Annotated in this window: 25 protein-coding genes; 14 read left to right on the top strand and 11 right to left on the bottom strand. The window is 63.6% G+C overall.

The annotated features are described in order from the left end of the window. The first annotated feature begins 41 nt into the window (after window positions 1-41). Window positions 42-416: a DUF4236 domain-containing protein gene (locus NCT32_RS11040; protein ID WP_250490268.1), complete on the top strand. Its 375-nt coding sequence runs from the start codon at window positions 42-44 to the stop codon at window positions 414-416. Between the two features lies 1 nt (window position 417). On the opposite strand, the gene NCT32_RS11035 is transcribed toward NCT32_RS11040, so the two are convergent. From NCT32_RS11035 to NCT32_RS11015, 5 genes are all read right to left on the bottom strand, one after another. Beyond that, a complete protein-coding gene (locus tag NCT32_RS11035) occupies window positions 418-1,338 on the bottom strand; it encodes an AraC family transcriptional regulator (protein ID WP_250490267.1) in 921 nt (306 codons plus the stop codon). A gap of 57 nt (window positions 1,339-1,395) precedes the next feature. Beyond that, entirely contained in the window at window positions 1,396-2,379 is a 984-nt protein-coding gene (locus NCT32_RS11030) for a LysR family transcriptional regulator (RefSeq protein ID WP_250477029.1), read from the bottom strand. Window positions 2,380-2,517: 138 nt separating this feature from the next. Then, on the bottom strand, window positions 2,518-3,177 hold the full coding sequence (locus tag NCT32_RS11025) for a 2-hydroxychromene-2-carboxylate isomerase (protein ID WP_250490266.1): 660 nt from the start codon (window positions 3,175-3,177) through the stop codon (window positions 2,518-2,520). A gap of 139 nt (window positions 3,178-3,316) precedes the next feature. Further along, window positions 3,317-4,792, bottom strand: coding sequence for a TAXI family TRAP transporter solute-binding subunit (locus tag NCT32_RS11020; RefSeq protein ID WP_250490265.1), 1,476 nt, complete (start codon window positions 4,790-4,792; stop codon window positions 3,317-3,319). A 348-nt stretch (window positions 4,793-5,140) separates the two neighbouring features. Continuing rightward, the gene (locus tag NCT32_RS11015) at window positions 5,141-5,425 is read right to left on the bottom strand and encodes a hypothetical protein (protein WP_061119369.1); all 285 of its coding nucleotides are present in this window, start codon (window positions 5,423-5,425) and stop codon (window positions 5,141-5,143) included. Here NCT32_RS11015 and NCT32_RS11010 point away from each other — a divergent pair. Together NCT32_RS11010 and NCT32_RS11005 are read left to right on the top strand one after the other, a co-directional pair. After that, entirely contained in the window at window positions 5,424-5,795 is a 372-nt protein-coding gene (locus tag NCT32_RS11010) for a BON domain-containing protein (RefSeq protein ID WP_061119368.1), read from the top strand. The two genes, NCT32_RS11015 and NCT32_RS11010, sit on opposite strands and share 2 nt — an antisense overlap. Before the next feature lie 306 nt (window positions 5,796-6,101). Further along, entirely contained in the window at window positions 6,102-8,192 is a 2,091-nt protein-coding gene (locus NCT32_RS11005; RefSeq protein ID WP_250490296.1) for a D-(-)-3-hydroxybutyrate oligomer hydrolase, read from the top strand. A 13-nt stretch (window positions 8,193-8,205) separates the two neighbouring features. Here NCT32_RS11005 and NCT32_RS11000 read toward each other — a convergent pair whose 3' ends face one another. Together NCT32_RS11000 and NCT32_RS10995 are read right to left on the bottom strand one after the other, a co-directional pair. Then, window positions 8,206-8,961 carry a DUF2242 domain-containing protein gene (locus NCT32_RS11000; protein WP_250490264.1) on the bottom strand — a complete coding sequence of 252 codons (756 nt, stop codon included), beginning with the start codon at window positions 8,959-8,961 and terminating at the stop codon, window positions 8,206-8,208. Between the two features lie 201 nt (window positions 8,962-9,162). Then, window positions 9,163-9,504 (bottom strand): DUF4148 domain-containing protein, encoded by a 342-nt coding sequence (locus tag NCT32_RS10995; protein ID WP_250477026.1) that lies wholly within the window; start codon window positions 9,502-9,504, stop codon window positions 9,163-9,165. Between the two features lie 240 nt (window positions 9,505-9,744). Between NCT32_RS10995 and NCT32_RS10990 the strand changes: the two genes are divergently transcribed. Next, the gene (locus NCT32_RS10990; RefSeq protein WP_250490263.1) at window positions 9,745-13,050 is read left to right on the top strand and encodes an adenylate/guanylate cyclase domain-containing protein; all 3,306 of its coding nucleotides are present in this window, start codon (window positions 9,745-9,747) and stop codon (window positions 13,048-13,050) included. Between the two features lie 15 nt (window positions 13,051-13,065). Then, on the top strand, window positions 13,066-13,467 hold the full coding sequence (locus tag NCT32_RS10985) for a hypothetical protein (protein ID WP_250490262.1): 402 nt from the start codon (window positions 13,066-13,068) through the stop codon (window positions 13,465-13,467). Between the two features lie 8 nt (window positions 13,468-13,475). Here NCT32_RS10985 and NCT32_RS10980 read toward each other — a convergent pair whose 3' ends face one another. Then, window positions 13,476-14,117: a DUF1109 domain-containing protein gene (locus NCT32_RS10980; protein ID WP_250490261.1), complete on the bottom strand. Its 642-nt coding sequence runs from the start codon at window positions 14,115-14,117 to the stop codon at window positions 13,476-13,478. Continuing rightward, entirely contained in the window at window positions 14,114-14,662 is a 549-nt protein-coding gene (locus NCT32_RS10975; protein WP_250490260.1) for a sigma-70 family RNA polymerase sigma factor, read from the bottom strand. The genes NCT32_RS10980 and NCT32_RS10975 overlap by 4 nt, the downstream gene beginning before the upstream one ends. A 332-nt stretch (window positions 14,663-14,994) precedes the next feature. Between NCT32_RS10975 and NCT32_RS10970 the strand changes: the two genes are divergently transcribed. From NCT32_RS10970 to NCT32_RS10950, 5 genes are all read left to right on the top strand, one after another. After that, on the top strand, window positions 14,995-15,633 hold the full coding sequence (locus tag NCT32_RS10970; RefSeq protein WP_250490259.1) for a cytochrome b/b6 domain-containing protein: 639 nt from the start codon (window positions 14,995-14,997) through the stop codon (window positions 15,631-15,633). Between the two features lie 19 nt (window positions 15,634-15,652). After that, the gene (locus tag NCT32_RS10965) at window positions 15,653-16,429 is read left to right on the top strand and encodes a molybdopterin-dependent oxidoreductase (protein ID WP_250490258.1); all 777 of its coding nucleotides are present in this window, start codon (window positions 15,653-15,655) and stop codon (window positions 16,427-16,429) included. Window positions 16,430-16,495: 66 nt separating this feature from the next. Beyond that, window positions 16,496-16,729, top strand: a complete 234-nt coding sequence (locus NCT32_RS10960) for a pentapeptide MXKDX repeat protein (RefSeq protein WP_061119359.1) — start codon at window positions 16,496-16,498, stop codon at window positions 16,727-16,729. A 120-nt stretch (window positions 16,730-16,849) separates the two neighbouring features. Beyond that, entirely contained in the window at window positions 16,850-17,269 is a 420-nt protein-coding gene (locus NCT32_RS10955) for a MarR family winged helix-turn-helix transcriptional regulator (RefSeq protein ID WP_061119358.1), read from the top strand. Window positions 17,270-17,355: 86 nt separating this feature from the next. Beyond that, a complete protein-coding gene (locus NCT32_RS10950; RefSeq protein ID WP_250490257.1) occupies window positions 17,356-18,660 on the top strand; it encodes a chloride channel protein in 1,305 nt (434 codons plus the stop codon). Window positions 18,661-19,718: 1,058 nt separating this feature from the next. Here the strand turns inward: NCT32_RS10950 and NCT32_RS10945 are convergent. Then, window positions 19,719-20,144, bottom strand: coding sequence for a cupin domain-containing protein (locus tag NCT32_RS10945; RefSeq protein ID WP_250490256.1), 426 nt, complete (start codon window positions 20,142-20,144; stop codon window positions 19,719-19,721). Between the two features lie 76 nt (window positions 20,145-20,220). Then, the gene (locus NCT32_RS10940) at window positions 20,221-21,048 is read right to left on the bottom strand and encodes an AraC family transcriptional regulator (protein WP_250490255.1); all 828 of its coding nucleotides are present in this window, start codon (window positions 21,046-21,048) and stop codon (window positions 20,221-20,223) included. Window positions 21,049-21,184: 136 nt separating this feature from the next. Here NCT32_RS10940 and NCT32_RS10935 point away from each other — a divergent pair, with 136 nt between their 5' ends. The 4 genes from NCT32_RS10935 (at window position 21,185) to NCT32_RS10920 (ending at window position 25,163) form a co-directional block, all read left to right on the top strand. Then, a complete protein-coding gene (locus NCT32_RS10935) occupies window positions 21,185-22,156 on the top strand; it encodes an IclR family transcriptional regulator (RefSeq protein WP_311768192.1) in 972 nt (323 codons plus the stop codon). A 115-nt stretch (window positions 22,157-22,271) separates the two neighbouring features. Continuing rightward, on the top strand, window positions 22,272-23,636 hold the full coding sequence (locus tag NCT32_RS10930) for an MFS transporter (RefSeq protein ID WP_250490254.1): 1,365 nt from the start codon (window positions 22,272-22,274) through the stop codon (window positions 23,634-23,636). A gap of 57 nt (window positions 23,637-23,693) precedes the next feature. Further along, window positions 23,694-24,368 carry a DUF4286 family protein gene (locus NCT32_RS10925; protein WP_250490253.1) on the top strand — a complete coding sequence of 225 codons (675 nt, stop codon included), beginning with the start codon at window positions 23,694-23,696 and terminating at the stop codon, window positions 24,366-24,368. 63 nt (window positions 24,369-24,431) lie between these two features. Then, window positions 24,432-25,163: an SDR family oxidoreductase gene (locus NCT32_RS10920; protein ID WP_061121789.1), complete on the top strand. Its 732-nt coding sequence runs from the start codon at window positions 24,432-24,434 to the stop codon at window positions 25,161-25,163. Window positions 25,164-25,345: the final 182 nt, after the last annotated feature.

Here is a 25,345-nt window from a genome sequence, read left to right as displayed (position 1 = left end):
CTAACATGTCGAAATCGACGATTTGTGTAGGGGAAGCAGCGATGGGGTTCGGTTTTCGCGAGAGCATCAAGATATTGCCCGGCGTGCGCGTCAATCTGAGCAAGAGCGGGATCAGCACCTCGATCGGCGTAAAAGGGTTCACCTACAACACGCGCGGCCGCATCACGACGAGCATTCCGGGCACCGGCATCTACCACGTCACCAATCTGAGAACGAAAGGCGCGCGGCAGCCGTCGCGCAGGCAATCGGCATCGCTCGTATTCAGAATGCGCGTGCAGGAGCGCGTCGTGTGCGCGCTGCGCGGCTACTTTCTTTCGCACGGCATCTATGTAAGCGAAGCGAACCTCGGCGACGGAACTCGTCGAGCACGATGCGCCAAGGATCACCACGCGTATTACCGGTCCGATTTCCGCTGACTCAGCCCAACCCGTTCGCCGCCCGAAACCTCCCCGGCGCCACCCCGTAAAGCTCCTTGAAACGCTTCGAAAACGCCGCCTCGGATTGATACCCCACATCCGCCGCGACATCCGCGATGCTCTTTTTCGTATGCGTAAGCATCGTGCTCGCGAGCTGCATGCGCACGTGACTCAGCAAGGCGAGCGGCGAGCTATCGGAGCGCGCCGAGAACGCGCGCATGAACGTCGCGCGCGACATGGCCGCTTCTTTGGCCAGCATTTCGAGTGTCCACGGTTCGGCGGGGCGCTCCAGCATCGCGATGATCGACGCGCCCAGCCGCCGGTTCGCAAGCAGTCCGAGCACGCCCGCGAGCGAGGGCTGCCCGTCGAGCCAGGCGCGCAACACCATCGTGAACAGTGCGGTAGACAGGGCCGTGACGATCGACGGCGCGCCCAGTTGCGCCTCTTCCGCCTCGCGGCGCATCGTCTGGACGAGCGGCGCGAGGTAAGTCGCCGACGCATTCGCGAACGACACATGCACGACATCCGGCAACACGTCGATCAGCAGGGCGCGCGGCGCATAGAGAAATCGACCGCACAGCAAGTCCACGCCCGGAGGCTGCCCGCCGCAATTGCTTTCCACGGTGACCGCGCCGTTGTGGCGCACGTCCATCTCCGTCTTCGCCGCCCCGTTTTCACGAGGCTGAATGCTCAGCACGTGCGCGTCGCCGCGCGGCAAGAAGAAGATGTCGCCTGCCCGCAGTTCGAGCGGCGCATGACCCTTTCGAAGCACCGTGCACGCGCCATCGAGCACGACGTGATACACCGCTTCGCCAGCGGGCGCGGGCGCGTGATCGAGTTCCAGCGGACCGCTCAGCAGGCAGCGCAGATCGAGCGCGCCGGAGAGGTGCGCAAGCTGGATTAGTCTGTCGAGTGCGTCCATGTGAGCGGGCCGGCGAGGTGTCGTTCCGGATAGTACCGAAGTCCCGTCAGGCGTGCGCTACTTTGCGAGTTCGCCCAGTTCGCGGGTCTCGTCTCCCGAGGGCGCCGCGACGGCCTTCTTGCGGGTGAGCGAATCGGACACGGTCGACATCAGCGTGCGCAGCCACGCGACATCCGTCGGCTGATCGGGCTGCGGCACCGAAAGCTGATAGCACTTGATGCGCGGAAACGGCACCGGCGAGTCGAGCACCGCGAGCGGCAGCATCGCCGCATAGTGCTGCGCGAACCGGCGTGGCGCGGTGAAGATGAGGTCCGACTGCAGAAGCACCTGCGGCACGAGTCCGAAGTAGGGAATCGTCGTGACGATGCGCCGCTCGATGCCCGCGCGCGAAAGGCCGACGTCGATCGGATGCCGCCTGCCGCCGCTATACGGCGTCGGCGCGAGATGCGCGGCGAGGGCATAGCGTTCCACCGTCAGCGGCTCGCGCGCGAGCGGATGGTTCGCGCGCATCAGGCAGACGAATACGTCGGTGAACAGATCCTGGCGTTCGAAGCGCGGCTCGGGCTTCGTCCAGTTGGCGACCATCAGATCGATTTCGCCTTCGTCGAGCATGCGCTCGTGGTCGCGCATCGGCGTGAGCGACTCGATCTCCAGACGCGCATTGGGCGCCGCGTCGCGAAAAGCCGCGACGAGCGTCGGCATGAAGAAATCGTTCAGATAATCCGGCGCGGCGACGCGAAAGGTGCGGCGCGAGCTTGCCGGATCGAAATCGCCGTGCGGCGTCGCGACGAATTCCACTTCGCGCAATGCGCGTTGCGCCGGCGCGAGCAGCGATTCGCCGTACTCGGTCGGCACCATGCCCTGCTTGCCGCGCACGAGAATCGGATCGTTCAGGATTTCGCGCAGGCGGCGCAACGCGGTGCTGATCGCCGGCTGCGTCTGGTTCAGCCGTTGCGCGGTCTGCGTCACGCTGCGCTCCAGCAGCAGGGTGCGCAGCACACGGATGAGCCAGATGTCGAGTGAGTCGGCGGGATCGTTCATGGCTTGCGAAACGGTTGAATTCGGGTTGCACGGGCGCGAACTCGCGAACCCTCACCCGAAGTTAAACGCTTATCCGTTTTTGACACCATAGCGAGCGCGCTATGCACGGCATAGGCGCGAGCGCCCACCCGGCCAGCATCAACCGAAATCGGCATCTCGCGGCGCGATCGGCAGCGCGCTGATGCGCTTCACTTCCGCGCCGTCGAGCCAGTTCGGCGAGCGCGCGACATAGAGCACCATCGGCAGCGTGTCCTCGCCCCAGAAGATCTGATCGTTGACGAGGAAGGTCGGCACGCCGAACACGCCCATCGCCACCGCGCGGTCGTTGTTGTCGCGCAGCTTCGCCTTGACGTCCTCGTCCTCGATGCGCGTTTCGCCGTCCGGCATGCCGACGCGCTCGCACAATCGGCGAAAGCCCTCCGGCGTGGAGGGATCGCGCCCCTCGCGCCAGATGTAGCGAAAGATCTCGCGCACGCGGCCGATCTCGCCGTTCGCCAGCACGGCGAGCCGCAGTGCCTTGCTGGGGTCGAACGGATGCGCGGGCGGCATCCTGAACGGAATGCCCAGTTGTTCCGCGCGGAACAGCGCGTGCCGGTAGGTGAAGACGCGTTTGGAGGGAATCGTCGCGGCGTGGGGCTGGCCCCAGCGGTCGAGCAGCTTCATCAACTGGACGGGGACGAGCTCGAACGGCATGTCCGGCCATTTTTCATGCTGTTCGAGCAGCAAGTACGAAAACGGCGAAATGAAGTCGAAGAAAAAGTACGGATGACCAGTACTGGTCGAATGCGGGGCACTCATGTTCCCTTCTCCCTGAGATTCCTTGGCTTTGCTCGCGCAAACGCGCGCCTGAGCCTCATCTGTTCGTTTTTTGTCGTGTCCTGCATGGCGGATGCGACGCGCGGCGTTGCATCCCGTTCTTGCGTTCCTCCAATAGATATTACGTGCTGCCTTGTTCCGTGTCTGCCCGCGAAGCGACAACAGACGCGTCCGGTTGCGCCACGTCGCGCGCGGGGGCTTCGTCGGGCTGCGCGACGGGCACATGCGCGAGGCGCTGCCGCACGAAGCCGATGTGCTCGCGCAGCACGTAGAACTGATCCGCGAACGCGAGCGGCATCTTCATGCGATTCACGGCCGTTTCGATCGCGTCGATGCGGTCGAGCAGGGCATCGCGCTGGGCGGTATCGGGGCCGCTGATCGCTTCCCGCTCTATTGCAATGAGCGCGCCATACCAGCGATAGATTCGCGATTTCACGCGCCAGCGATACAGCCCCGGCACGAGCCGCAAGCCCGGAATCAGCACCACGATGAGCGGCACCAGCACGACGAGCACGCGATCCGCGAGACTCGCGAGCCAGAACGGCAGCGTGCGGTAGAGGAAGCTCTTACCCGATTTGTAATACCGCTCGGCGTTGTCGCTGATGCGAAATTCGTGCACGAGCGGCGCGGGGAATTCGTTGGCCCGCTGCAGCAGATTGGCGCGCCCGTGCACCTCGCGCGCGGCTTCGATCAGCAGGTCGGAGAGCGCCGGATGCAGGCTGTCGCGCGCAACCAGTTCGGCTGTGGGCGCGATCATGTGGACCGGACGCGGCGGCAGGTTGCGGGAGAAGTCGAAGGCGCCCATCGGCAGCTCGATTTCCGTCAGGTACGGAAAGCGGCGCGCGTACGCATCGGCCTGGACGAAATCCATGAAGCGGATGCCCGGCGAGCGCAAGAGTTTCGCCATCGTCGGCGGCTGGGCGGAGTCGCCTGTCAGGAAAACGGCGTCGACGCGGCCGTCTTCGAGCGCTTTCGCGGCGTCGTCGCCGGCGAGCGGCAGCAGCTCCGTGTCGCCGCCCGGTTCGATGCCGTTCGCCTTCAGGAGCGTGAGCGCGAGCACGCGCGTGCCGCTGCCTTCCGCGCCGATCGCGAGCCGCTTGCCCTTCAGCTCCGACAATCGGCTGACGACTGTCGCGCCGCGATAGAACACCGCGAGCGGCACATAGGACACGCTGCCGAGCGATTCCAGGTTGTCGTGCGTCGTGCCCGGCTTGGTCAGGCCACCCTGTACGAAACCCACGTCGACGTTCGATTTCGAATCGTCGAGACGGGTCAGGTTGTCGAGCGAGCCTTGCGTCTCGAGCACGTTGAGCGTCACGCGGTTGCGCGCGAGGATCGCCTTGTATTTTTGCGCGCTGGTCCAGAACGAACTGCCTTTCGGCCCGGCGGCGATGGTCAGCGTGCTCGGCGGCGCGGGCTGGATCAGCCGCACGGCGACATAGAGCGCGGCCGCGCAGACGAGCAGGATCGGGCCGAAGGTGAGCGCGAGGTCGCGCCAGGATATCGCGACGAAGCGTGCGACGATCCGCTGCTGCGGCTTGCGTGCCGGTGGGACGTCCGGATCGGTGCCCGGATTGTTTCCTGAAGGGTGGGTCATCTCGTCGGTAATCGTAAAACTGCGTGCCCGCGAGCTTAACCGATCGCGATGCGCGGTCATTTCCACGAACGGGTTCGGCGTGGCGCGCGAGCGGCGCGTCCGGGCGGCCGGCATGGCGTCGATGGTACAGGAGATGGATCGGCCTCCGGCGGGCCGCGCGGCGCGTGCGGACTGTGACGGACGTGTGTCGGCGCAGGCGGTGCTGTTGCGCGTGCGCGGCTTCGCGGAAGGTCGCATTGTTAAATGCTTTGCGCTAATGGCCGCGCTGGGCTAAATTGACGTTCGCCGCCGCACGACAAGGCTTTTCGCGGGCCGCAGCCCGGAATGTGGGTTCGTGAGCCGCGCCAGTCAGCCGCCATGCGGCAGGTCATATTCGAGCCGACGGGGTTTTTCCGCCCGACCAACCGGCCGCAGTTTGTTTCTTTCGCCAGTCTCTCGCAGCACCGTGAGCCGCATTCGCCGGCTCGCCGCCGTCATGCCCGCGCGCCGTTTCAGGCCCCGGGCGCGCGTGGCCACGGGCAGCCGCTCGATGTCGTAGCCCAGCCGCTGGGAATGCGGTCCGGTTTTGTAGTGCAAAAACGAGCGAAGTAGCAACTGTGCGAAGTCAACAAGCGAAACAAAAGGAGAAATCATGAAAGCAGTCGATCTGTTGAAGGCGCTGGGCGTGGTGGTGTGCGTGGCCGTGGCATCGAGCGCCTATGCCCAATCGAGCGACGCGGCGGCCACGAGCACCGACTCGGCGGCGCAGGCGAAGGCTCAGAAATCCGCGACCAAGAAGACCGACCGCAAGCTCGGCTACGACGTGCGCCGCGCGCTGTCGAAGGCGCAGGGCTTCGATGTGTCGAACGTGTTCGTGCGCGCGCGCAGCGGCGCGGTGACGCTGACGGGCACGGTGCCGGAAGGCGGCCAGATCGCCCAGGCCGAAGAAGTGACAAAGGGCGTGCCGGGTGTGAAGTCGGTCTCCAACAAGCTCACCCTCGGCGTGCAAGGCGGCGGGCAGTAACACGAGTTACAGAAAGCCGGCGACGTCGCACGATGCCGCCGGCTTTCGCTCGTCAAGCGAGCGTTCGAACGGGCTCCGGCTTTGCTGCCGGAGCCCGTTGTCGTTTGGCGCTTTCGCTGCCGCGGCGTGAATTTGGCCAAGACCGCCGGCGGATAAGGCGCGATACTTGCACCAACGGCCGCGCGGCGCGCACGCGAGCCTCGCGGACGTGTTGCCCTCTCAGGTTGCACCACTCATCGGAACGTATGGCGGAGACCCACAATGAAAAGATTCGCGCGTACCCAGAGGTTGCAGACTTTGCAGCACATGCCGCGCACTGTCGCGCTGGCGGCGCTCGCCGCACTGGCGCTCGCCGGATGCCACGGCGGCGATGACGACAACGGCAGCAGCCAGCCGACCAACACCTTGCCGAGCTTCATCTCCGGCTCGGTCAATACGCAGACTTACGACGGCGTCTCGGACGACCTGCTCACGGCCGGTCTCGGCAAGACGGGCCTCGCGTCGGCGACCGCGCCCGCGATCGCCAAGCCGGCGGCGCCGACGGCCGCCGAACTGCGCCGCCTCGCGATCTATTCGAACTACCGCGCGCTCGTCGACATGTCGTCGAACGGCGGCTACGGGCGCTTCTGGGGGCCGAACGTCGATCTGAACGGCAACGACACGCTCGGCGAGGGGAAGATCGCGGGCAAGGAATACATCGCCTACGCGGATGACGGCAGCGGCACGCAGAACGTCAGCCTGCTCGTGCAGATCCCGCAGAGCTTCAACCCGGATCAGCCTTGCATCGTCACGGCGACGTCGTCGGGGTCGCGCGGCGTCTACGGTGCGATTTCGGCGGCAGGCGAGTGGGGCCTGAAGCGCGGCTGCGCGGTGGCCTATAACGACAAGGGCAGCGGCAACGGCGGCCACGAACTGTCGACCAATCTCGTCACGCTGATCGACGGCACGCTCGCGAACGCCGACATTGCCGGGACGAAGGCGATCTTCAAGGCGAACGCGAGCGCGTCGGCGCTGTCATCGTTCAATTCGGCCTTCCCGAACCGCTACGCGTACAAGCACGCGCATTCGCAACAGAACCCGGAAAAGGACTGGGGCAAGAACACGCTGCAGGCGATCCAGTTTGCATACTGGGCGCTCAACGACATGTTCGGCCCGGTCAGCGGCTCGACGCATCAGGTGCGCTACAGCAAAGGCAGCATCACGACGATCGCGGCATCGGTGAGCAACGGCGGCGGCGCATCGCTGGCGGCGGCGGAGCAGGACACCGACGGCTGGATCACGGCGGTCGTCGTCGGCGAGCCGCAGATCAATCTGAATCTGCCGTCGCAAGTCTCGGTGCGGCAGGGGGGCGTGCCGGTCGGCTCGTTCGGGCGCCCGCTCGCGGATTACATGACGCTCGCCAATCTGCTTCAGCCCTGCGCGGCGCTCGCGCCCGCCGCAGCCGGCGCGCCGTATCTGACGACGTTGCCCGTGGCGACCACGAACGCGATCCGCACGGCGCGGTGCGCGACGCTCGCAGCGAGCGGGCTCGTCGCGGGCGGCAATACCGTCGCGCAGGCCACGGACGCGCTCAACCAGTTGCATCAGGCCGGCTACGAGACCGACTCCGACACGCTCCATGCGCCGATGTGGGACTCGCAAGCGGTGCCGGCCGTCGCCGTCACGTATGCCGACGCGTACATGAAGGCGAGCGTGCTCGACAACCTGTGCGACTTCAGCTTCGGCACGACCAACGCGCTAACGGGCGCGGCGGGCGTCGCGCCGCTCGTCTCGCCGATGCCGACGCTCTTCGGCAACGGCAACGGCGTGCCGCCGACGAACGGCATCAACCTGGTGTACAACGCGGGGACGGCGGGCGCGGCCGATCATCGCCTGGCGACGCCCGATGCCAGTTACGCGGGCGCCGCATGCCTGCGCTCGCTGTGGACCAACGGCAATGCGACGATGGTGGGCAACGTCAATGCGATCCGCGTGAACGCGAACCTGCGCGGCAAGCCTGCGATCATCGTGCAGGGCCGCGCCGATGCGCTCGTGCCGATCAACCATGCGTCGCGGCCGTATCTCGGCGCGAATCGGGTGGCTGAGGGCAACAACAGCCAGCTTTCGCTCTATGAAATCACGAACGGCCAGCACTTCGACGCGTTCCTGAGCGTGGCGGGCTTCGACACGCGCTTCATTCCGGTCCACTACTACGACATTCAGGCGCTCAACCTGATGTGGAATCACCTGAAGAACAACGCGCCGCTGCCGCCTTCTCAGGTGGTGCGCACGGTGGCACGCGGCGGCAAGGCGGGATCGGCGCCTGCGCTCACGGCGTCGAATCTGCCGCCGATCGCCGTTGATCCGGGCGCGAACGCCATTACGACGGCGGGCGGCATCGTCAACGTGCCTAACTGACGCGGCGCGCGGCTTATTGAGTCGTGGTGGTTCGCGGCGCCGCTGGCGCTGCGGACGCCGCCGCGGACACATCCGAGCCACCGGCCGCGACTGCATCCGATGCCTGGATCGCCGTTGCAGCGGCGGGCGTCTGCACGACGATCGGTGTCGGCGTGAGTTCGGGCGAGTTGACGATGAGCGACGGCGCGAGCGGCTTGCTCTTCACTTCGTCCGCCGCGACGGGCGCGCTGCGCGGCACGGTGTTCAGATAGTGGCCCATCAGGGAAAAGAAGCGGTCGTAGAACTTGCCGGCGGGCACGGTCTCGCTTGAGATCTTGACCATCGCGTCGCTGTTCGAGCGGATCGGCAGCGACAGCGACCCCAACACGCTCAACCCGACGCTCGCCGACGTATCGCTCTTCTTGAGCGCATAGCCGTCCTGCACGGCGTTCACATACGCGATGCTCTGATTCGTCGCGTTCTCGCCAGGCGTGCACACCACATGGAAAGACACGACGACGTGCGTCTCGGCGCTCGGCTGAAAGTTTTTGGTCGCGTCGACGGTGTCGGGCTGGCCCATCGTCGTGAGAAAGCCTTGCGACAGCAGCGCGCGGCGCGCGGCCTCGCAAGTTTCGTTGACGGTGGCGTCGAAATTGTGCGCGAACGGGCTCGCGCCGGTGCTGAACAGCTCCTGCTGATAGCTCGGCGTGACCGCGCTGCGGCCAGCGCAGGCAGCGAGGGCGAGAAATCCGAGGGAGGCGAAAACGAGGCGCAGGGACGGCATGGGCATGAGGCAGCGGATCCAAAATATGTGTCAACGACAGACACAAATTGTAGTGCCGCCGGACTGGCCGATGAAAAAGGCCGAGTCTGAAAACATCGTCGAATCGACGGATTACAGGGTGATGAAAGGTGGCCGGACGGCCCGAATCATCGGTCTGGAAAGCGCAAAGCCCGGCGCGCGGCCGGGCATTCTTGCGCTAAAAGCGGCTTACGGACGATTGAAGTCGACCGGATTGGCCGCCTCCGGACGGACGATGCGGTCGAGGAAGCTCGACCGGCCCGCATGCCCCGACGCCGATGCGCCTTCGCTTGCACCGCCGAAGGACGACGCAGCGGCGCCTTGCTGCGCATCGACACGGGCTTGTGCTGCCTGGATCTGGGCCGGGTAGGTCGTCTGATCGGCCGCCGGGTTGTAGCCCGCGCGCTCGAGTTGAACCAGTTCGGCGCGCACTTGCGCGCGGGTGACCGGGCCGTCTTCACGCGCCTGGGCGAAACCCGGAACGGCGAGAACGGCAGCGATGGCGATGGCGGGAACGATGGACTTGAACATGATGACCTCCGAATGCTGATTTTGGGGAACGTCGCGGGTGGTGAGGTTTCTCTCCACTGCTTCGTCGTTGAGAGGCAGTGTAGGACGCGGCGTTGTGGGTAAAAACCCTGATTCGCCCAAATCAGTATTCGCGATTTGACATTAATCGTTTCAATCACTATCGGTCCGCCGATTGACGGGAGTCTCCGGGGGTCCAGATGCTATCTTTGAAGTGACTCGATTCCTTCGCCCGGAGATATCGTGGACGTCGCCGTCTGGCTGCGCAGCCTCGGAATGGAACGGTACGAAACGGTGTTCGCCGAGAACGCCATCGACGCCGACGTGCTGCGCAGCCTTACCGCGGACGACCTGAAAGATCTTGGAATCGCTTCGGTCGGGCATCGCCGGAAATTGCTCGATGCGCTGACGGAACTGCGCGCGCGCGCCGGCCCGGCAGACGCGGGCACGAGCCCGAGCGGGGCGAAAGGAGAACGGCGGCAGGTCGCGGTGCTCTTCGCCGATCTGTGCGGCTTCACAAAAATGAGCCGGGAAGCCGATCCGGAAGAAATCGTCGCCGTGCTCGATCGATACTTCGAGACGGCCGATCGCATCGTCGAGCAGCATGGAGGCTACGTCGACAAGCATGTCGGCGACTCGATCATGGCGGTTTTCGGCGCGCCGGTTTCGCACGGCAACGATGTCGAACGCGCCGTGCGGGCGGCGCTCACGATCAGCGACGCGATGCCCGCCCTGTCGCGCGCTCTCACTCGTTCGGTCGCGGTGCATATCGGCATTGCGGGCGGCGAGGTCGTTGCGAGCGGCACGGGCAGCGCCGCGCATCGCGAGTACACCGTGACCGGCGAGACGGTCAATCTCGCCTCGCGTCTCACCGACGCGGCCGGGCCCGCGGAAATTCTGATTTCGGAGGCTGTGCGGCGCGCGCTGGCCGGCCGCGTCGAGTGCGCCGGACGCGGCGCGCTTTCCGTCAAGGGTTTCGCTCAGCCGGTTTCGGCGTGGTGTATCGCGGGTCTCCTGCACAGTGCGCCGGGACGGCCGTTCGTCGGTCGTCTCGACGAACTGCGCCAGCTTCGCGCGATGCTTGAGGCATGTCGCGAGAGCGGCGCCGGTCGCACCGTGCTACTGCGCGGCGAGGCCGGAATCGGCAAGACGCGCCTTCTCGCTGAGCTCAAACGCGAGGCGCGCGACGCGGGCTTTCTCTGCCACGGCGGCCTCGTGCTCGATTTCGGCGCCGCCACCGGACGGGGCGCGATGCAGTCTCTCGTGCGCGGGCTTCTGGCGCTCGACGACGCGAGTGACGCGCAGGCCGGCGTGAGCGGCGTCGAGCACGCGATCGGCGACGGCCTGATCGATCGCGGCGACGCGCTTTTTCTGAAGGATCTCGCCGATGTGCCGATGTCACTCGAAGATCGCGCAATCTACGAAGCGATGGACAACGCGACGCGCGCCGGCGGGCGGCGCCATGTCGTGAGCCGGCTGGTCGAGCGCGCGAGCCGCCGGCAACCTCGACTATTGTCCGTCGAGGACATGCACTGGTCGGATGGATCGACGCTCAATGACCTTGCCGGGCTGTCGGCGACCGTGGCGCAGTGTCCGGCAGTGCTGGTGCTGACCGCTCGTCCCGCCGGCCACGCGTTCGATGAATCGTGGCGCGCGGCGGCCGGCGCGCCGTACGCGCTCGTCGATCTCCTTGCGCTCAGCGTCAGCGAGGCGCACGCGATGGCCGCATCGTTTCCCGGTGCGGCGGCGGACCTCGCGTCGCGCTGCATCGCGCGGGCGGCGGGCAATCCGCTGTTTCTCGAGCAGCTGCTGGGCAACGCGGAGGATAGCGACGAAACCGGCGAAACCGGCGTGCCGGCCACGGTGCGCAGTCTCGTGCAGGCGCGGATGGATCGGCTCCACGCCGTCGACAGGACAGTCTTGCAGGCCGCCTCGGTACTCGGTCAACTCTTCGAGAAGGACGCGCTCGAGTATCTCGTCGATGGCGCCGGCGCCGCACTGGAGCCGCTCGTGACGAGTCTTTTGCTGCGGCGTCAGGGTGCCGGGTTCCTGTTCCATCACGCACTCATTCGCGACGCCGTCTATGACGGCTTGCTGAAAAGCCGGCGTCGCGAGCTGCATCGTCGGGCCGCGCAGTGGTATGCGGAACGTGACCCGCTGCTGCGAGCCGAACATCTCGATCGGGCAATGGACAGCGAGGCGGCGCGCGCCTATTGCGACGCGGCGCGCTCGCAGGCGAGGGCGCATCGCCATGAATCCGCGCTCCGGCTCGTCGAACGGGGGCTTCAGCTTGCGAACGAGAGCGGCGAGCGCGTCGCGCTCGAGTGCCTTCGCGGCGATATCCTGCACGACGTCGGCGACATGCGATCGGCGCTCGCGGCATTCGAAGCCGCACTCGAGGTCGCGGTGTGCGACGCGCAGCGCTGCCAGGCGTGGATCGGGCGCGCCACGGTCAAGCGCGTCACGGACGATCTCGACGGCGCATGGGCCGATCTCCATCTCGCCGCCGGCGTCGCTGCCGCACAGGGCTTTCAGCGCGAGGCGGCGCGCATTCACTTCCTGCGCGGCAATCTCTGCTTTCCGCGCGGCGATATCGAGGGCTGCCTGCGCGAACATGGACGCAGTCTCGCACTCGCGCGCGAGGCGCACGACGCCGAACAGGAAGCGGCAGCGCTGGGCGGGCTTGGCGATGCCGAGTACATGCGCGGACGGATGATCAGTGCTCACGACGCCTTCAGCCGCTGCATCGAACTCTGCGAAGGCCACGGGTTCGGACGTATCGCTGTCGCCAATCTTCCCATGCGCGCCATCACGGCGTGGTTCGCAGGCAAGACACAGGCCGGACTGGAAGCCGCGCTCGCGAGTGTCGCCGCGGCCGAGAAGGTGAGGCATCTTCGGGCGCTCGCCGTTGCTCATCACGCGGCCTGGCACTGCCTGCACGATCTCGCCGAATGGGATCGTGCGTGGGAGCACGTCGAACCTGCGCTGCGATGCGCGCGCGAACTGAAGTCGAAAAGATTCGAAGGCGAAGCGCTCGCGCTTCGTGCGGAGCTGCATCGGATCGCGGGGCGCGGGCGCGAAGCGCTTGACGATATCGCGGAGGCCTTGTCGATCAGCCGGGAGACGGGCATGGCCTACTTGGGCGCGCATTACCTGGGCGTCCTTGCGCGCGTGACAGACGACATCGATGTATTCGAAAGCGCGCTTGCGGAAGCGCAGGCGCTGCTCACGGCCGGCGCGGTGAGCCACAATCACTTTCTCTTTCGACGTGACGCGATCGAAGCGTGCATCGATCGGCGCCGCTGGGATGCGGCCGAGCATCATGCCGCGGCGCTGGAGGAATACGCTCGCCGGGAGCCATCGCTCTTTTCAGCGTTCTACGTGGGGCGCGCACGCGCGCTTGTCTCGTACGGAAGGGGTGATCGGAACGCTGCCTTGATGAAGGAACTTCAGCGAATCAGGCAAGAAGGCCGGAAGTCCGGTTTCATTTACGCGCTCGAAGCAATAGATCGCGCGCTCGTAAGCCAGTCGAATCTCATCGACGAATGAGAAGGGGTGTCGATCATGTCGAGCGAGTTGAAGCGGCGGGTTAGATTATTCGTTCAGCGTTTCTGGCAGCCGACCAGCGCGTGCATGACCTGCATGCCGGGCAGCTGGAGCAATATCGCGAGCATGGCTCACTGGACCGTAGCGTTCAAGACCGGACTTTTCACCGGACTTCTGGCGGTGCTTCTGACTTTCACGCCCGCCGCGAAGCTCTACGAAAACCGGTACGGCAATGCAGCGATCGTCGGCTTGCTGACTGCAATCGGCGATGCGTATGCGCACGCGAGCCGTTACCGTCTGCCCTATGTCGAGCACGTGCTGACGGGCGTCGTCTCCGGACTTCTGGCGCTGCTCGCTTCGTATCTTCTCGAAGATCGCGGGCGTCGCATTCGGGCGGCATGGGCACGCGTCGTCGGATAGAGGTCGCACTACCAGCGCAGAAATCGCGGGCCTGTCCACGCACCGATGAGCGCGGGCAACAGCATGCCGATCGCATACCACACGCCCCAGAATGCGGGGCTCATTTCGGGGCAGTGCAGGCAATAGACGATCGTCGCCGTCGAGCTTGCCAGCAAGCCGACGACGGCGCCTGCAAGCCGCAGTCGCGTCGGCGCGAGCGATCGCATAGCCCACATCGCAGCGGGAAAGGTCGGCATCGAAAGAAGCAGGATATTGAATGGGCAGGTGCGCCACGTCTGACCGAGCACCAATGCGGCACGCGCGTTCGGGCCCGCGTTGTCGACGATCATCCAGCCCGCGATCCAGACCGCCGCGAACGGCAAGGCCACGAGCGCCCACGCATATCCCGCACGAGCGCCGGGCCGGCCGATCCGGGCGATGACGAGCAGCGCGCCGATGGCGACCGCCAGCGGAAAGGCCAGCTTCGCCCAGAAGATGCCCGTACCGGCGACGCTGCCGAGATCGTGACGAACGCCGAACACGATGCTCATCAGGACCAGCGAGCCCGCTGCGCCGATCAGCAGCGCCTGAATGAACCGGCGTGCGATGGCCCTACGGTCGACCTGCGTCACCTGGTTCGAAAGGAGGGAGATGAGTTCGTCGGTGTTCATCGCAATCCCCGGATTTTAGCCGCGAGCGCCTTGAGTCCGCGATGCACGCCCACCTTGACGGCCGACTCGGAAAGACCGGTGAGCCGCGCGGTTTCCGTCACCGACAGCCCTTCGAGTTTCATGTGAACGATCGGCAGACGTTGCTTGTCCGGCAGATGCTCGAGCAGCTTGCCGATGTCGTGCCGCGCCTGCGCGGGTTCGTCGTCGGCGGCGGCGAGCAGTTCCTCATGATCGTCGAGCGGGACGTTCAGCGACTCACGGCGTGCGTGGGAGCGGAAGAAGTCCATCAGCTTGTAGCGCGCGATCGCGTGCAGCCACGCCGTCAACGGCTCATCGGACCGATAGGTGTGTCGCGCGTTATGTACCGCCAGCAGAATTTCCTGGACCAGGTCTTCGACGTCGTCGAGACGATGCGGAATGCGCTTTCGCAGATAGCCGCGCAGATGCCGTGTGAGAGCCTGCAGAAAGCTGTGATACGCGTTCTGATCGCCTGCAAGTCCGCTGATGAACAACGCTTTCAGCCGGCTTTCCGCGTCGTGCGACATGGTTCCTGTAGGGGCGGGACAACGGGACGAAATTTCGCACGCCGCTGCGCAAGCGAGCGGCGTGCTGCGTTTTGCATCGGTCGCTACACAGTATCCGAAGCCGTGATGCGCTGCAATGACGCCGTCCTGGTTCATGTTCGTCGTTTCCCCTCGTGCCTTTCGTTAGTTCGTTCTTTTCCCTCCACGCGTTACAGCATGGCCTGCCTGTTTCGCGGGTTTCTGCCGAATCGATCACAAAAAGATGCCGGTTCATTCGCGCGCTGTAACCAGCGACGCCCAGGCGACGAATTAACCGGTAACCAAGCTTCAGTTCGACTTTCGAGGTAACCCATATGAAAGCGATGAGACCGCCACTTTCGCCAGTGCGCGAAAGCTCGCCTCCCGATGCACCGATCCATCCGTTCTGGTTGCGCGTCACGCACTGGCTCAATGCGATCGCGGCGCTGATCATGATGTTCTCCGGGTGGCGCATTTACGACGCGTCGCCGGTGTTCCGCGGCATCGTCATTCCCCCGTCGATCACGCTCGGCGGATGGCTCGGCGGCGCCTTGCAGTGGCATTTCGCGGCGATGTGGCTGCTGGTGTTCAACGGCATCGTCTATGTCGCGCTCAATGTCGCGAGCGGCCGATTCTTCTCGAAGTTTTTCCCTTTATCGCCGCGCGCCGTGCTGCGCGATCTCATCGCCGCATTGAGCGGCAAGCTCGCGCACGCCGATCTGCGCCAGTACAACGCGGTGCAGAAGCTCGCTTACCTCGCGGTCATCGTCGATCTGATCGTGCTCGTGCTCTCGGGGCTCGCGATCTGGAAGTCCGTGCAGTTTCCGCTCTTGCGCGAACTGATGGGCGGTTATGACAACGCGCGCGTCGTGCACTTCTGCGCGATGGCATTGATGGCGGCGTTCGTCGTCGTGCACGTGACGATGGTCGCGCTCGTGCCGCGCTCGCTCGTGACGATGCTGCGCGGCCGCTGATGCATTTGAGGAACACGCCATGAAATCCAACGACAAGCGAATCATCACGGTCGATTGTGCTTCCGTGCTGGCGGATGCGCGCCGCGAACTCGATATGCCGTCGCGGCGTTTGTTCGGCAAGCGCATGCTGACCTTGGGCGGGCTCGCTCTGCTGACCGGCTGCTCGATCACCGACGACGACTCCGTCAACACGTTCCTCACCGCCGTATCGCGTCTGAACGATCGTGCGCAGGCCTTGCTCTTCGATCCGAAGCGGCTCGCGCCGACTTACACCGAAGCGCAACTCACGCGGCCGTTTCCATTCAACGCCTTCTATGGGATCGATGACGTACCCGAAGTGAACGGCAGCGACTATCGCCTGAAGGTGAGCGGGCTCGTGACGGGACAACGCGTCTGGACGTTGCCGGAGTTATACGCGCTGCCTCACGAAGAGCAGATTACGCGGCACATCTGCGTCGAAGGCTGGAGCGCCATCGGGCGCTGGGGCGGCACGCCGTTCGCCGAGTTCCTGCGGCGCGTGGGCGCGGACACGACGGCGAAGTACGTCGGCTTCCGCTGCGCCGACGACTACTACGAAAGCATCGACATGCCGACGGCGCTGCATCGGCAGACGCTTCTCACGTTCGAATACGACGGGCAGCGCCTTCCGGCGAAATACGGCTATCCGATGAAGCTGCGCATGCCGACCAAGCTCGGCTACAAGAATCCGAAGCACATCGTCGAGATATTCGTGACCAACACCTATCCGGGCGGCTATTGGGTCGACCAGGGATACAACTGGTTCGGCGGATCCTGAGCGCCGAACCATCCACCGGTTCCGGATCGTCCGGATGCCATGTTTGACTCACCAAGGAGAGAAGCTATGAAGCGATTGATGACGGCCGTACTCGCAGCGGCGCTGGCCATGGGCACATCGGCCGTGTTCGCACAGGCAAGCGGCACGATGTCCAACGACGCGATGTCGCACGACGCGATGAAGAAAGACAGCATGTCCAACGACAAGATGTCTCACGACAAGATGAGCAAGAGCGACAAGATGAAGAAGCATGACGCGATGGGCATGGACCATCCCGCATCGGGCGCGATGTCGCAGTAAGGCGAAGCGGGCGTGACGGCACGCCCGCGTTTCCAGGACTGGGTATGATCCGCGAACACGAATGACGAAATCCGATGCGCGTTGTCGGATCGTCGTGTCAATGTCGAATCAGGGTCGCCCATGTCATCGAGCACGAAACAGAAAGCCGCAGTTCCTCACAAGCACGATCTGGAAGCGATGTCCCTCTTCCGTTACGAGCTACGCAAATTCCTGCGTGTGTCGGAAGAGATCTCCAATGCGGCCGGGATCACCACGCTTCAATATCAGTTGCTCCTGCACGTTCGCGGATTCCCCGAGCGCAAGTGGGCCACCGTCGGCGAACTCGCGGAGCGATTGCAGGCCGCGCCCAACGGAACGGCTGCATTGGTGTCGCGATGCGAGACTGCGGGCCTCGTCACGCGCAAGATCGACAAGACGGATCGTCGACAGGTGCAGGTGCATCTGACAGCCAAAGGCGAGCGATGTCTGCTCAGGCTGGCAGCGGAACACAAATCGCACTATGGGTCGTTCGGCTGGGTCTTCGACGATAGGCGAGAGTGAGCCGATAACACACGAGCCGGGTCGCATCGAAGGAAGAATCGAATTTATGTCACAATGTGCCTTAAATTCGAGTTATCCATTTTCCGATGCGCATCCCCGGATTCATCGACCGACGCACGATATTGCGCGGCAGGCGGCTATGGCTGCACTACGGCGTGTTCTGGCTCGGCGCGGTCGCGACGGGGCTCGTCGCGGTCATGTACGCGCGGCTCATCGACTTCGGATACGACACCTTTCTACGCTTCACAGCCGTCTGCTGGTGGTTGCCTCTGGTGATCACGCCGGCCATCGGCGCATTCGGCGTCTGGGTGACGCGCCGCTTCTTTCCCGGGTCGGAAGGCAGTGGCATCCCGCAGGTCATCGCGACGCTGCATGACGGGCGGGAGCTCGGGCCGCGGCTGCTCACCATCTGGATTCTCGTCGGCAAGATCGCCTTGTCGTTCCTGTCGATTCTCGCGGGCTTCACCATCGGGCGGGAAGGGCCGACCATTCACGTCGGCGCGGCGCTCATGTATAGCCTTCGTCGCTTCTATCCGTTGCGCTTGCGCAGCATTCGCGGCGGCGCAATGGAGCGCAAGCTGGCGCTCGCGGGCGCGGCCGCCGGATTGTCGGCTGCGTTCAATGCGCCGCTCGCGGGCGTAGTGTTCGCTATCGAAGAACTCACGCGCAGCTTCGAGCAGCGCACCAGCGGCGTGCTGATCACGGCGATCATCTTTGCCGGTATCGTGTCGCTCGCGCTACAAGGCAACTACACCTATTTCGGCACCATTCAACTGGACGGGCATTTTCCCGAATCGCTCGCGCTCGCAGTCGTTCTGCTTGGCGCGGTAACGGGCATCGCTGGCGGGATGTTCTGCTGGCTATTGCTGAACACGCAGCGCTGGATGCCGGCGCGTGTGGTCGGCTGGCGCCAGTCGCATCCCGTGGCTTTCGGCGCCATGTGCGGCCTGTTCATCGCCGTGATCGGGGTGGCAGCGGGCGGTCATACGTTCGGCAGCGGCTATGCGGAAGCGCGCGGTATGCTCGAAGGTAATTCGCGGCTCGGCGCGAGCTATCCGCTACTGAAAATGGCGTCGATGGTCGGTTCGTATCTTCCCGGCGCGCCCGGCGGACTTTTCGCGCCATCGCTCGCGATCGGAGCGGGCATCGGCAACGCGCTTCACCAGATTTTCGGCGGCATGCAATTGCCGATGCTGATCGCGCTGGGCATGGTGGGCTATCTCGCCGCAGTCACGCAGAGTCCGATTACAGCATTCGTGATCGTCATCGAGATGATCAATGGTCACGCGCTCGTGCTGTCGCTGATGGCCACGGCGCTGATTTCGAGCCAGGTGTCGAGGCTCTTCGCTCCGCCGCTGTATGAGGCGTTGGCGCAGAAATACCTTCTTTAGTCGCTTTAGCCCCGGCGACCGCCGCGTGCACGCCAGCAGGTAGCTTTCCACGCCGAAAGCGCAAAGTTGCCCATCGAAGACGACGGCGGCAGTATGCGTTTTCCCGTATCAACGCCGAATAAATTTCCTCCGTCGAAATTCATAAAGGCGAGGAATGTCCGATGGAGTCCCCCTCGTGCCGTGCGCCCGGGGGCAAGCCAGGACGTTGCACTCGAATAAACGACGTTCAAAGCCGCGAAATCTCGCTGCTGCTACTGTCGAGATTCGCCTAAGTCTGAACTGTTCACGGTGCCCGGATCAGACGTTCCAAGCTCTATGCTCGGCCAGTTCTGAACTCTTGGTTCGTTTAACTGAACGTTCGGCGGTGTGGTTCACTTAACTCTGAACTTTCAGAGTTACCGCCTTGGTGCAGTTCGCGGAGCAATAACTTGCACCGAGATCCGGTGAAGAAAACGGTCTTCCTCCAACGTTAAGGGCCGTACGATGTAAATGATTGAAGCCCTGCAGCTTTTGATACGCGCGCGGGATGGCTACTCGTTACGGCGCTTCAGGGCGGATGCGATGCGTTTTTCGGCCATTCGCGGCTTGCGGCGGCGGAAGACAGTTGACTTGACGATTTGAAAATCGGCTCTTCGAACCACGAGGCCGATGCTGAGCCTCACGCGAGGTCGCCTCAAAGGAAGAACGGCCGTCGGCCACTCCGTTCCTCCGGCAGATCGTCGGCCATAGCGATGGTTCGGCGGTTGGCCGTGCTGAGGCTGCTGTACTCCGCCTTCCAGCCATCCGCAGCTCTCCGGCCGCGAATGGCGAGTTACACCGGTGCCAATGCGTACTTGCGGCCATCAGCGGTCGGTCGAGGTCACCCTCCAATTTGAGTATCCAAGGCCTCGTCCTCCCACGCTCAATGGACGGTCTCCGGCGAGCGAATCGCGGGCGGCACTACCTCGACCCGGACACGAGCGGACGTTCAATTGGCGGGTTCAAATCCACGACAATCGCGCCCCCGAAGAATCGCCCGTGTCCGTCCGCTCATCGCACCGGTCATACCCCCGGCCGGCTCAAATCCACTGGTCGTTTGCGACAGTACGCTCGCTTGTCGCGCCGTCGCCCGTGTTCACCACACCTCGCGGTTCGATAAGCAGCAGCTTAACTTCTCCGTTTGCACAGGGCTTGTGCTCGACGCCCTTCGGAACTACTCCCAGCTGTCCGGCACGTAATACGATCGAACCATCGCCTGAAGGCCCTGCCCGAAAATCGATACGCAGCTCGCCATCAAGGACGATGAACGCTTCGTCGGTATCGGCATGTCGGTGCCACTCGAAGTCGTCTTCGACTTTGACGACCTTGAATTGATAGTCGTTCATTTCAGCGACAACGCGCGGTTGCCAGTGATCGTTAATCTGCGCGATCTTGCCCATCAGATCGATGGTGTGGCACTGGCCGCGGGTGACCGGCGCGGTGGGTTGGTTCGAGGATTGGGGCATCGTTCTCTCCGTTCAAAGGTTGATGCGTTGAGGATACGCATACTCCTTTCGGTCGTATTGAACGATCGTGGTGTTTTTAGCCGCGCAAAACGCCGCCCGCGACTTGTAACCAGCGCCCCGGCGTCAGTCCAAATGTCTTCGAAAAGTGTCGCGTCATATGACTCTGATCAGCAAAACCCGCGGCTGCAGCAGCGCAAGCGAGCGAGGTGCCATCGAGCAGCATGTGGCGCACTGCGTCGAGGCGCCGCATCGTCAGATACCGATACGGGCTCGTGCCGTAGAACCTGCGAAAATCGTGCGACAGGCTCCAGCGATCGCGGCCCGTCACCGCTTCAAGTTCGTCGAGCGTGACAACGCGCGAGCAGTTCGCGTGCAGATAGTCGCGTGCGCGCCGCGCAGCGAGGAAGTCCCCTTTGGCTGTTCGTGTAGGCGTACCGGTGACGGCGGCCAGGGCATTCGCCAATTCGGCAAGCGCATCGCTCTGTTCAAGCGGCTCAAGCGTATAGCCGACATGCTGCAGCAACGCTGCGGTCGCAACCGCAAGGCGCGGATCGGTAGTCACGCCACCTTCGAGGAACGGCAGCGCTCGTCCGCCGAGCACTTCCTGAAAGAGAGCGGGTTCTACGTAGACCATCCGGTATTGGAACCCCTCATCGGTGCCCGCTTGGCCATCGTGAGCCTCATCGGGATGCAGCACGAGCGTGTTGCCCGGCAGGCTGTTCCTCTGGCTGCGCCGATAGTTGAAACTCTGGACGCCAGCGAGCGTGCGGCCAATCGCGTAGGTGTCGTGGCGGTGCATCGAATACGCGCTGCCGTGAAACCACGCTTCGATGCGCTCGACGCCTTCTATCGACTCGGCACGCCTTACCCAGTCGGGGGGCAAGACCGGTGTTTGCAGGTTCATGATATATGGCCCCGGATGGCCCGACCTGTGCCGATGCGGTGCAGACGCTCAAGGGCGGTGCGCGCGCAGGCGAAAACGAAATTGTCGCACGTGCGACGACGCGCTACGGTCATCCACGCCGCAATATCGTAGAGAAATGTCCGAGGTACGCTTTGGAGCGAACAGATCTGACTTAGCCGGCCGCTCCATGGGGTATGGACCGATAATGGAAAGTCTTTGCAAAATGCAAAGACTTTCCATTACACTGCGAACACGGCGAGCCAGTCGTCGCGCAATCCTCGAGGCCGAGCCAATGAGCGCAGTCGCTGAACGTATCCTTCGCGTGCTGGAAGAGCTCGCCAGTGCGCCGGAAGGCAAGACACTGTCGGAGCTGTCGATAAAGCTTGACCTGCCGGTCAGTGCTACGCATCGATTGCTCGCCGATCTGATGGAACAGGATTACGTGCGCAAGGACGAACGGCGCGGCGAATTCACCCTGACCATGAAAATGCCGTCGCTTGGATTGCGCTTCCTGAGCGCGGGCGGCGTCGTCGATATCGCGCAGCCGATCCTCGAGCGCCTCGCGTCGACGTCCGGCGAACTGGTGCGGCTCGCGATCGTCGACGGCGAGCAGTTGATCTACGTCGCCAAGGCCCAAGGCGCGCGGCAGGGCATCCGCTACGACCCCGAGATGGGCCGCCCGGTCACGCTGTCTTGCAGTGCCGCGGGTATGATCTGGCTCGCCGGCAAAAGCGACGAAGACATAATGCGGCTGGTATCGAAGCAAGGCTTTGGCACGCCGACGGACTTCGGGCCGCGGGCGCCGACGACGTTCAAAACGCTTCTACCCTTGATCGAGATTGCGCGCGCTGACGGATACGCGACGACTCAGGACATGTTCCTGCCGTCGATGAGTTCGATGGCCACGACCGTGCGCGCGACGAACGGCGAGGTCCGCGCGATTCTGATCATCGCGGGCCCGATGTCGAGGCTGAACGATGAGCGCATGAAGGCACTCGTGTCTCCGTTGATGTCGACGGCCGCCGAATTGTCCGAGGCGAGCGGCGTGTCGCCGATGCTCCGACGAGCCATGCAAGGTCCTAACTTCGCGGTAAGCATCACCAACTAGGAGACGAATCGCCTTCAATGCGCCCTATGGCGAGGATGTTTTCAGGCCACAGTAATTAGCACATCTAATTTACAGAAGAAGCCCGCTTCTTCAAATCCACGGAGGAGACAATTCAATGGAAGCAAATCACGCTACAGGTTCGACGCGCTCGATGGCACAGCGCGCGGTCAGCGCCGCGACGCTCGGAACGGCGCTCGAATGGTTCGACTTCACGCTATACGGCTCGGTGGCCGCAACCGTGCTGCCCAAGCTGTTCTTTCCAGCGATGGAGCCGAGTTCTGCGCTGCTTGCATCGCTCGCGACATTCAGCGTCGGTCTCGCGGCGCGCCCGCTGGGCGCGATCATCTGCGGCTACTTTGGCGACAAGATCGGTCGGCGCAATCTGATGCTCGGCACCGTTTCCGTCATGGGCATCACCTCGGTATTGATGGGCCTGCTTCCTACATACGCCCAGATCGGCATGCTGGCTCCCGTTCTTCTCGTGCTTTTGCGCATCATCCAGGGATTCGCGCTCGGCGGAGAATCGACCGGCGGCCAACTAATGGCGCTCGAACACGCACCTTCGAACCGGCGCGGAAAGTACTCCGGGCTCATCGGCATGTGTGCGCCGTTGAGCCAGATCCTTGCAAACGCGGTATTGCTCCTCCTCTCGGCCACGATGACCGCTGATGCATTCCTGAGCTACGGCTGGCGTATCCCCTTCGTCATGAGTTTTCTTCTGGTGCTGGTCGGCATCTATATTCGACTTCGCGTGTCGGAAACACCCGCGTTCGTGCAGATGAAGCAGTCCGCCGTCGCGAGCCTGGGCAGTCCGCTACGCGACGCGTTCCGGCTGCACTGGAAGACGATCGTCCGCATGATGTTGTTCTTCTGCGGACCCACGGCACTCTTTTATCTCGCCGTCGTGTTCACGCTAGGTTATCTGACCAACTCGCTCGGCGTCCCGAAGCAGACTGGCTTCACGCTGCTGATGATCGCGAATGCTTGCGCGGTTGTGGGCTCGATCGTCGGCGGCCTTCTCAGCGACAAGATCGGACGCAAGCGCACGCTGTTGATGGCGTCCGCGGCCACCTTCATCATTATGATGATCTACTTTCCGATGCTCGGTACGCGAAGCTTCGCAATGATGGCGCTAGCGATGGGACTGTTTATGGGCTTCACGCAGGTTCAGACCGGCATTCAGCCGGTGGCATTTGCGGAGGTTTTTCCCACCAACGTCCGTTACTCCGGATCCGCGCTGGCCTTCACGGGTGCGAGCCTCTTCGCAGGTGGGCCGATTCCAGTCGTCGCGACTTGGCTGCTGAACCTGAGTCACGGCTCTCCCTGGCCACTCGTGGCTCTCGTCGCCGCGCTCAACGTGCTCTCGTTCTGCATGATCGCGATCGGCCCCGAGACCGCCGGCATCGACATGAATCGTCTCGATTCCACGGATGACGTCATCGGCAACCATGCCACGAACGTAGGTCGGGCGACGCTGTGAAAGTGAGCGCGCAACCTATCGGGATGCGCTGCCAACCAACTATGAAGCGAGGAATAGATGAACAATCAATCAGACGGCCTGCTTGCAATCTGGAGCACGATCGCGACAGAGACGGAAGTGGACTATCTCCATTGGCTGACCCGCGAGCACATCTTCGAGCGCGTCGGCGTTCCAGGTTTCCTTTCGGGCCGTGTATTCAAGCGTAGCGACTGTTCACCTTCCGAATATCTGATGTTGTACGAACTGGCGAGCGCGGATGTCATGTCCAGCGATGGCTATCTCGCACGACTCAACGCGCCTTCACCGTGGACCCAAAAAATCATGCCCGCGTTGATGCAATTTAGGCGAGGCGGCGGCGTCGTGACGCACAAGGCTGACCATGGCCGCGCGTACGGCACGCATATCGCGGTCGCGAGGTTCGAGGATTCGATGCCCGAGGCCTTGGTGGGTTCCGCCGGTCAAAAACTGCTCGACGAGGTGGTGCGATTGGACTGGATCGTTGCAGCGCGTACGATGGCAGTAAAGACGGATGCGACTTCCATCGCGACGCGGGAAAAGTCGATGCGAAGCGGTCAAGAAGGCGCCTTCTCGGGACTTCTCGCCATCGAAGCGCTCAGTCACCCTTCATTGAACGGCGTTGAGAGTCTTCTATCGCAAGCCGTCCCTGGTGGCTGCGTCTTCCAACGCTACGACACAATTTTCTCGCACCACCGCATCACGGATATCTCGTGAACCCGTGCGATGACGCGAGCCGTTTCAGTGGCTGAGCGTCTGCCAATCAACTGGAGAAGGTCCATGGAATCATCACTGTTCAAAGACAAAGCGGTTTTGGTCGTCGGCGGCAGTGCCGGTCTGGGCGCGGCGACGGCGAGGTCGTTCGCTGCTCGAGGGGCACGAGTAACCATTGCATCCCGCAGTGCGGCCAAGCTCGACGCGTGCGCCCAACAGATCGCAGCAGACGTCAGCGCGAAAGTCGCTACAACCGTCCTTGACATCACTGACGACACGTCTGTCGAAACATATTTTGCCGACGCCCCGATCTACGATCATGTGGTGGTGACAGCGGGCGAAACACCTATGGGTCCCGCCCGTTCGCTCCCACTCAGCGATGCATACATCGCCATGAACAGTAAGTTTTGGGGCGCCTATCGTGTTGCGCGAGCGGTGCAAATCCGGGAAGGCGGCTCTCTAACACTGGTATCAGGGTTCCTGAGTGTGAGGCCACGAAAGACTTCGGTGCTCCAAGGTGCGATCAACGCCGCACTCGAGGCGCTAGCGAGAGGCCTCGCCTTGGAATTGTCGCCGGTGCGCGTCAATACCGTGTCGCCCGGTTTGATCGCAACGTCCTTGTGGTCGAATCTTGACGAGGATGCCCGAACGCGCATGTACGCGGATGCCGAGGCCCGGCTGCCGGTTCGACGCGTGGGTCAAGCGGAAGACGTGACGAACGCGATTCTGTATCTCGCATCCACCGGTTACGCCACGGGTTCGACCGTGCTGCTTGATGGCGGCGCCGCACTAGCTTAGCGTCAAATGCGAGGGGCTATTCTGCGTTCTGGCTACGCACACCATGCGCCATGCGTCCCGATCGGTCGAGGGCCGAATTCGGCCATCTCCGGACGTCAAGTCCGACCCTTCACCGGGAATCAAGTGTCGGCTCCGCACCAGACAGCGGTCCTTCGTGCGCAGAACATTTCAGTCGCGCTTCC

This window comes from Caballeronia sp. INML2 (assembly GCF_023631365.1).
Lineage (GTDB): Bacteria > Pseudomonadota > Gammaproteobacteria > Burkholderiales > Burkholderiaceae > Caballeronia > Caballeronia turbans.
This window is presented reverse-complemented; position numbering and strand designations above follow the sequence as displayed.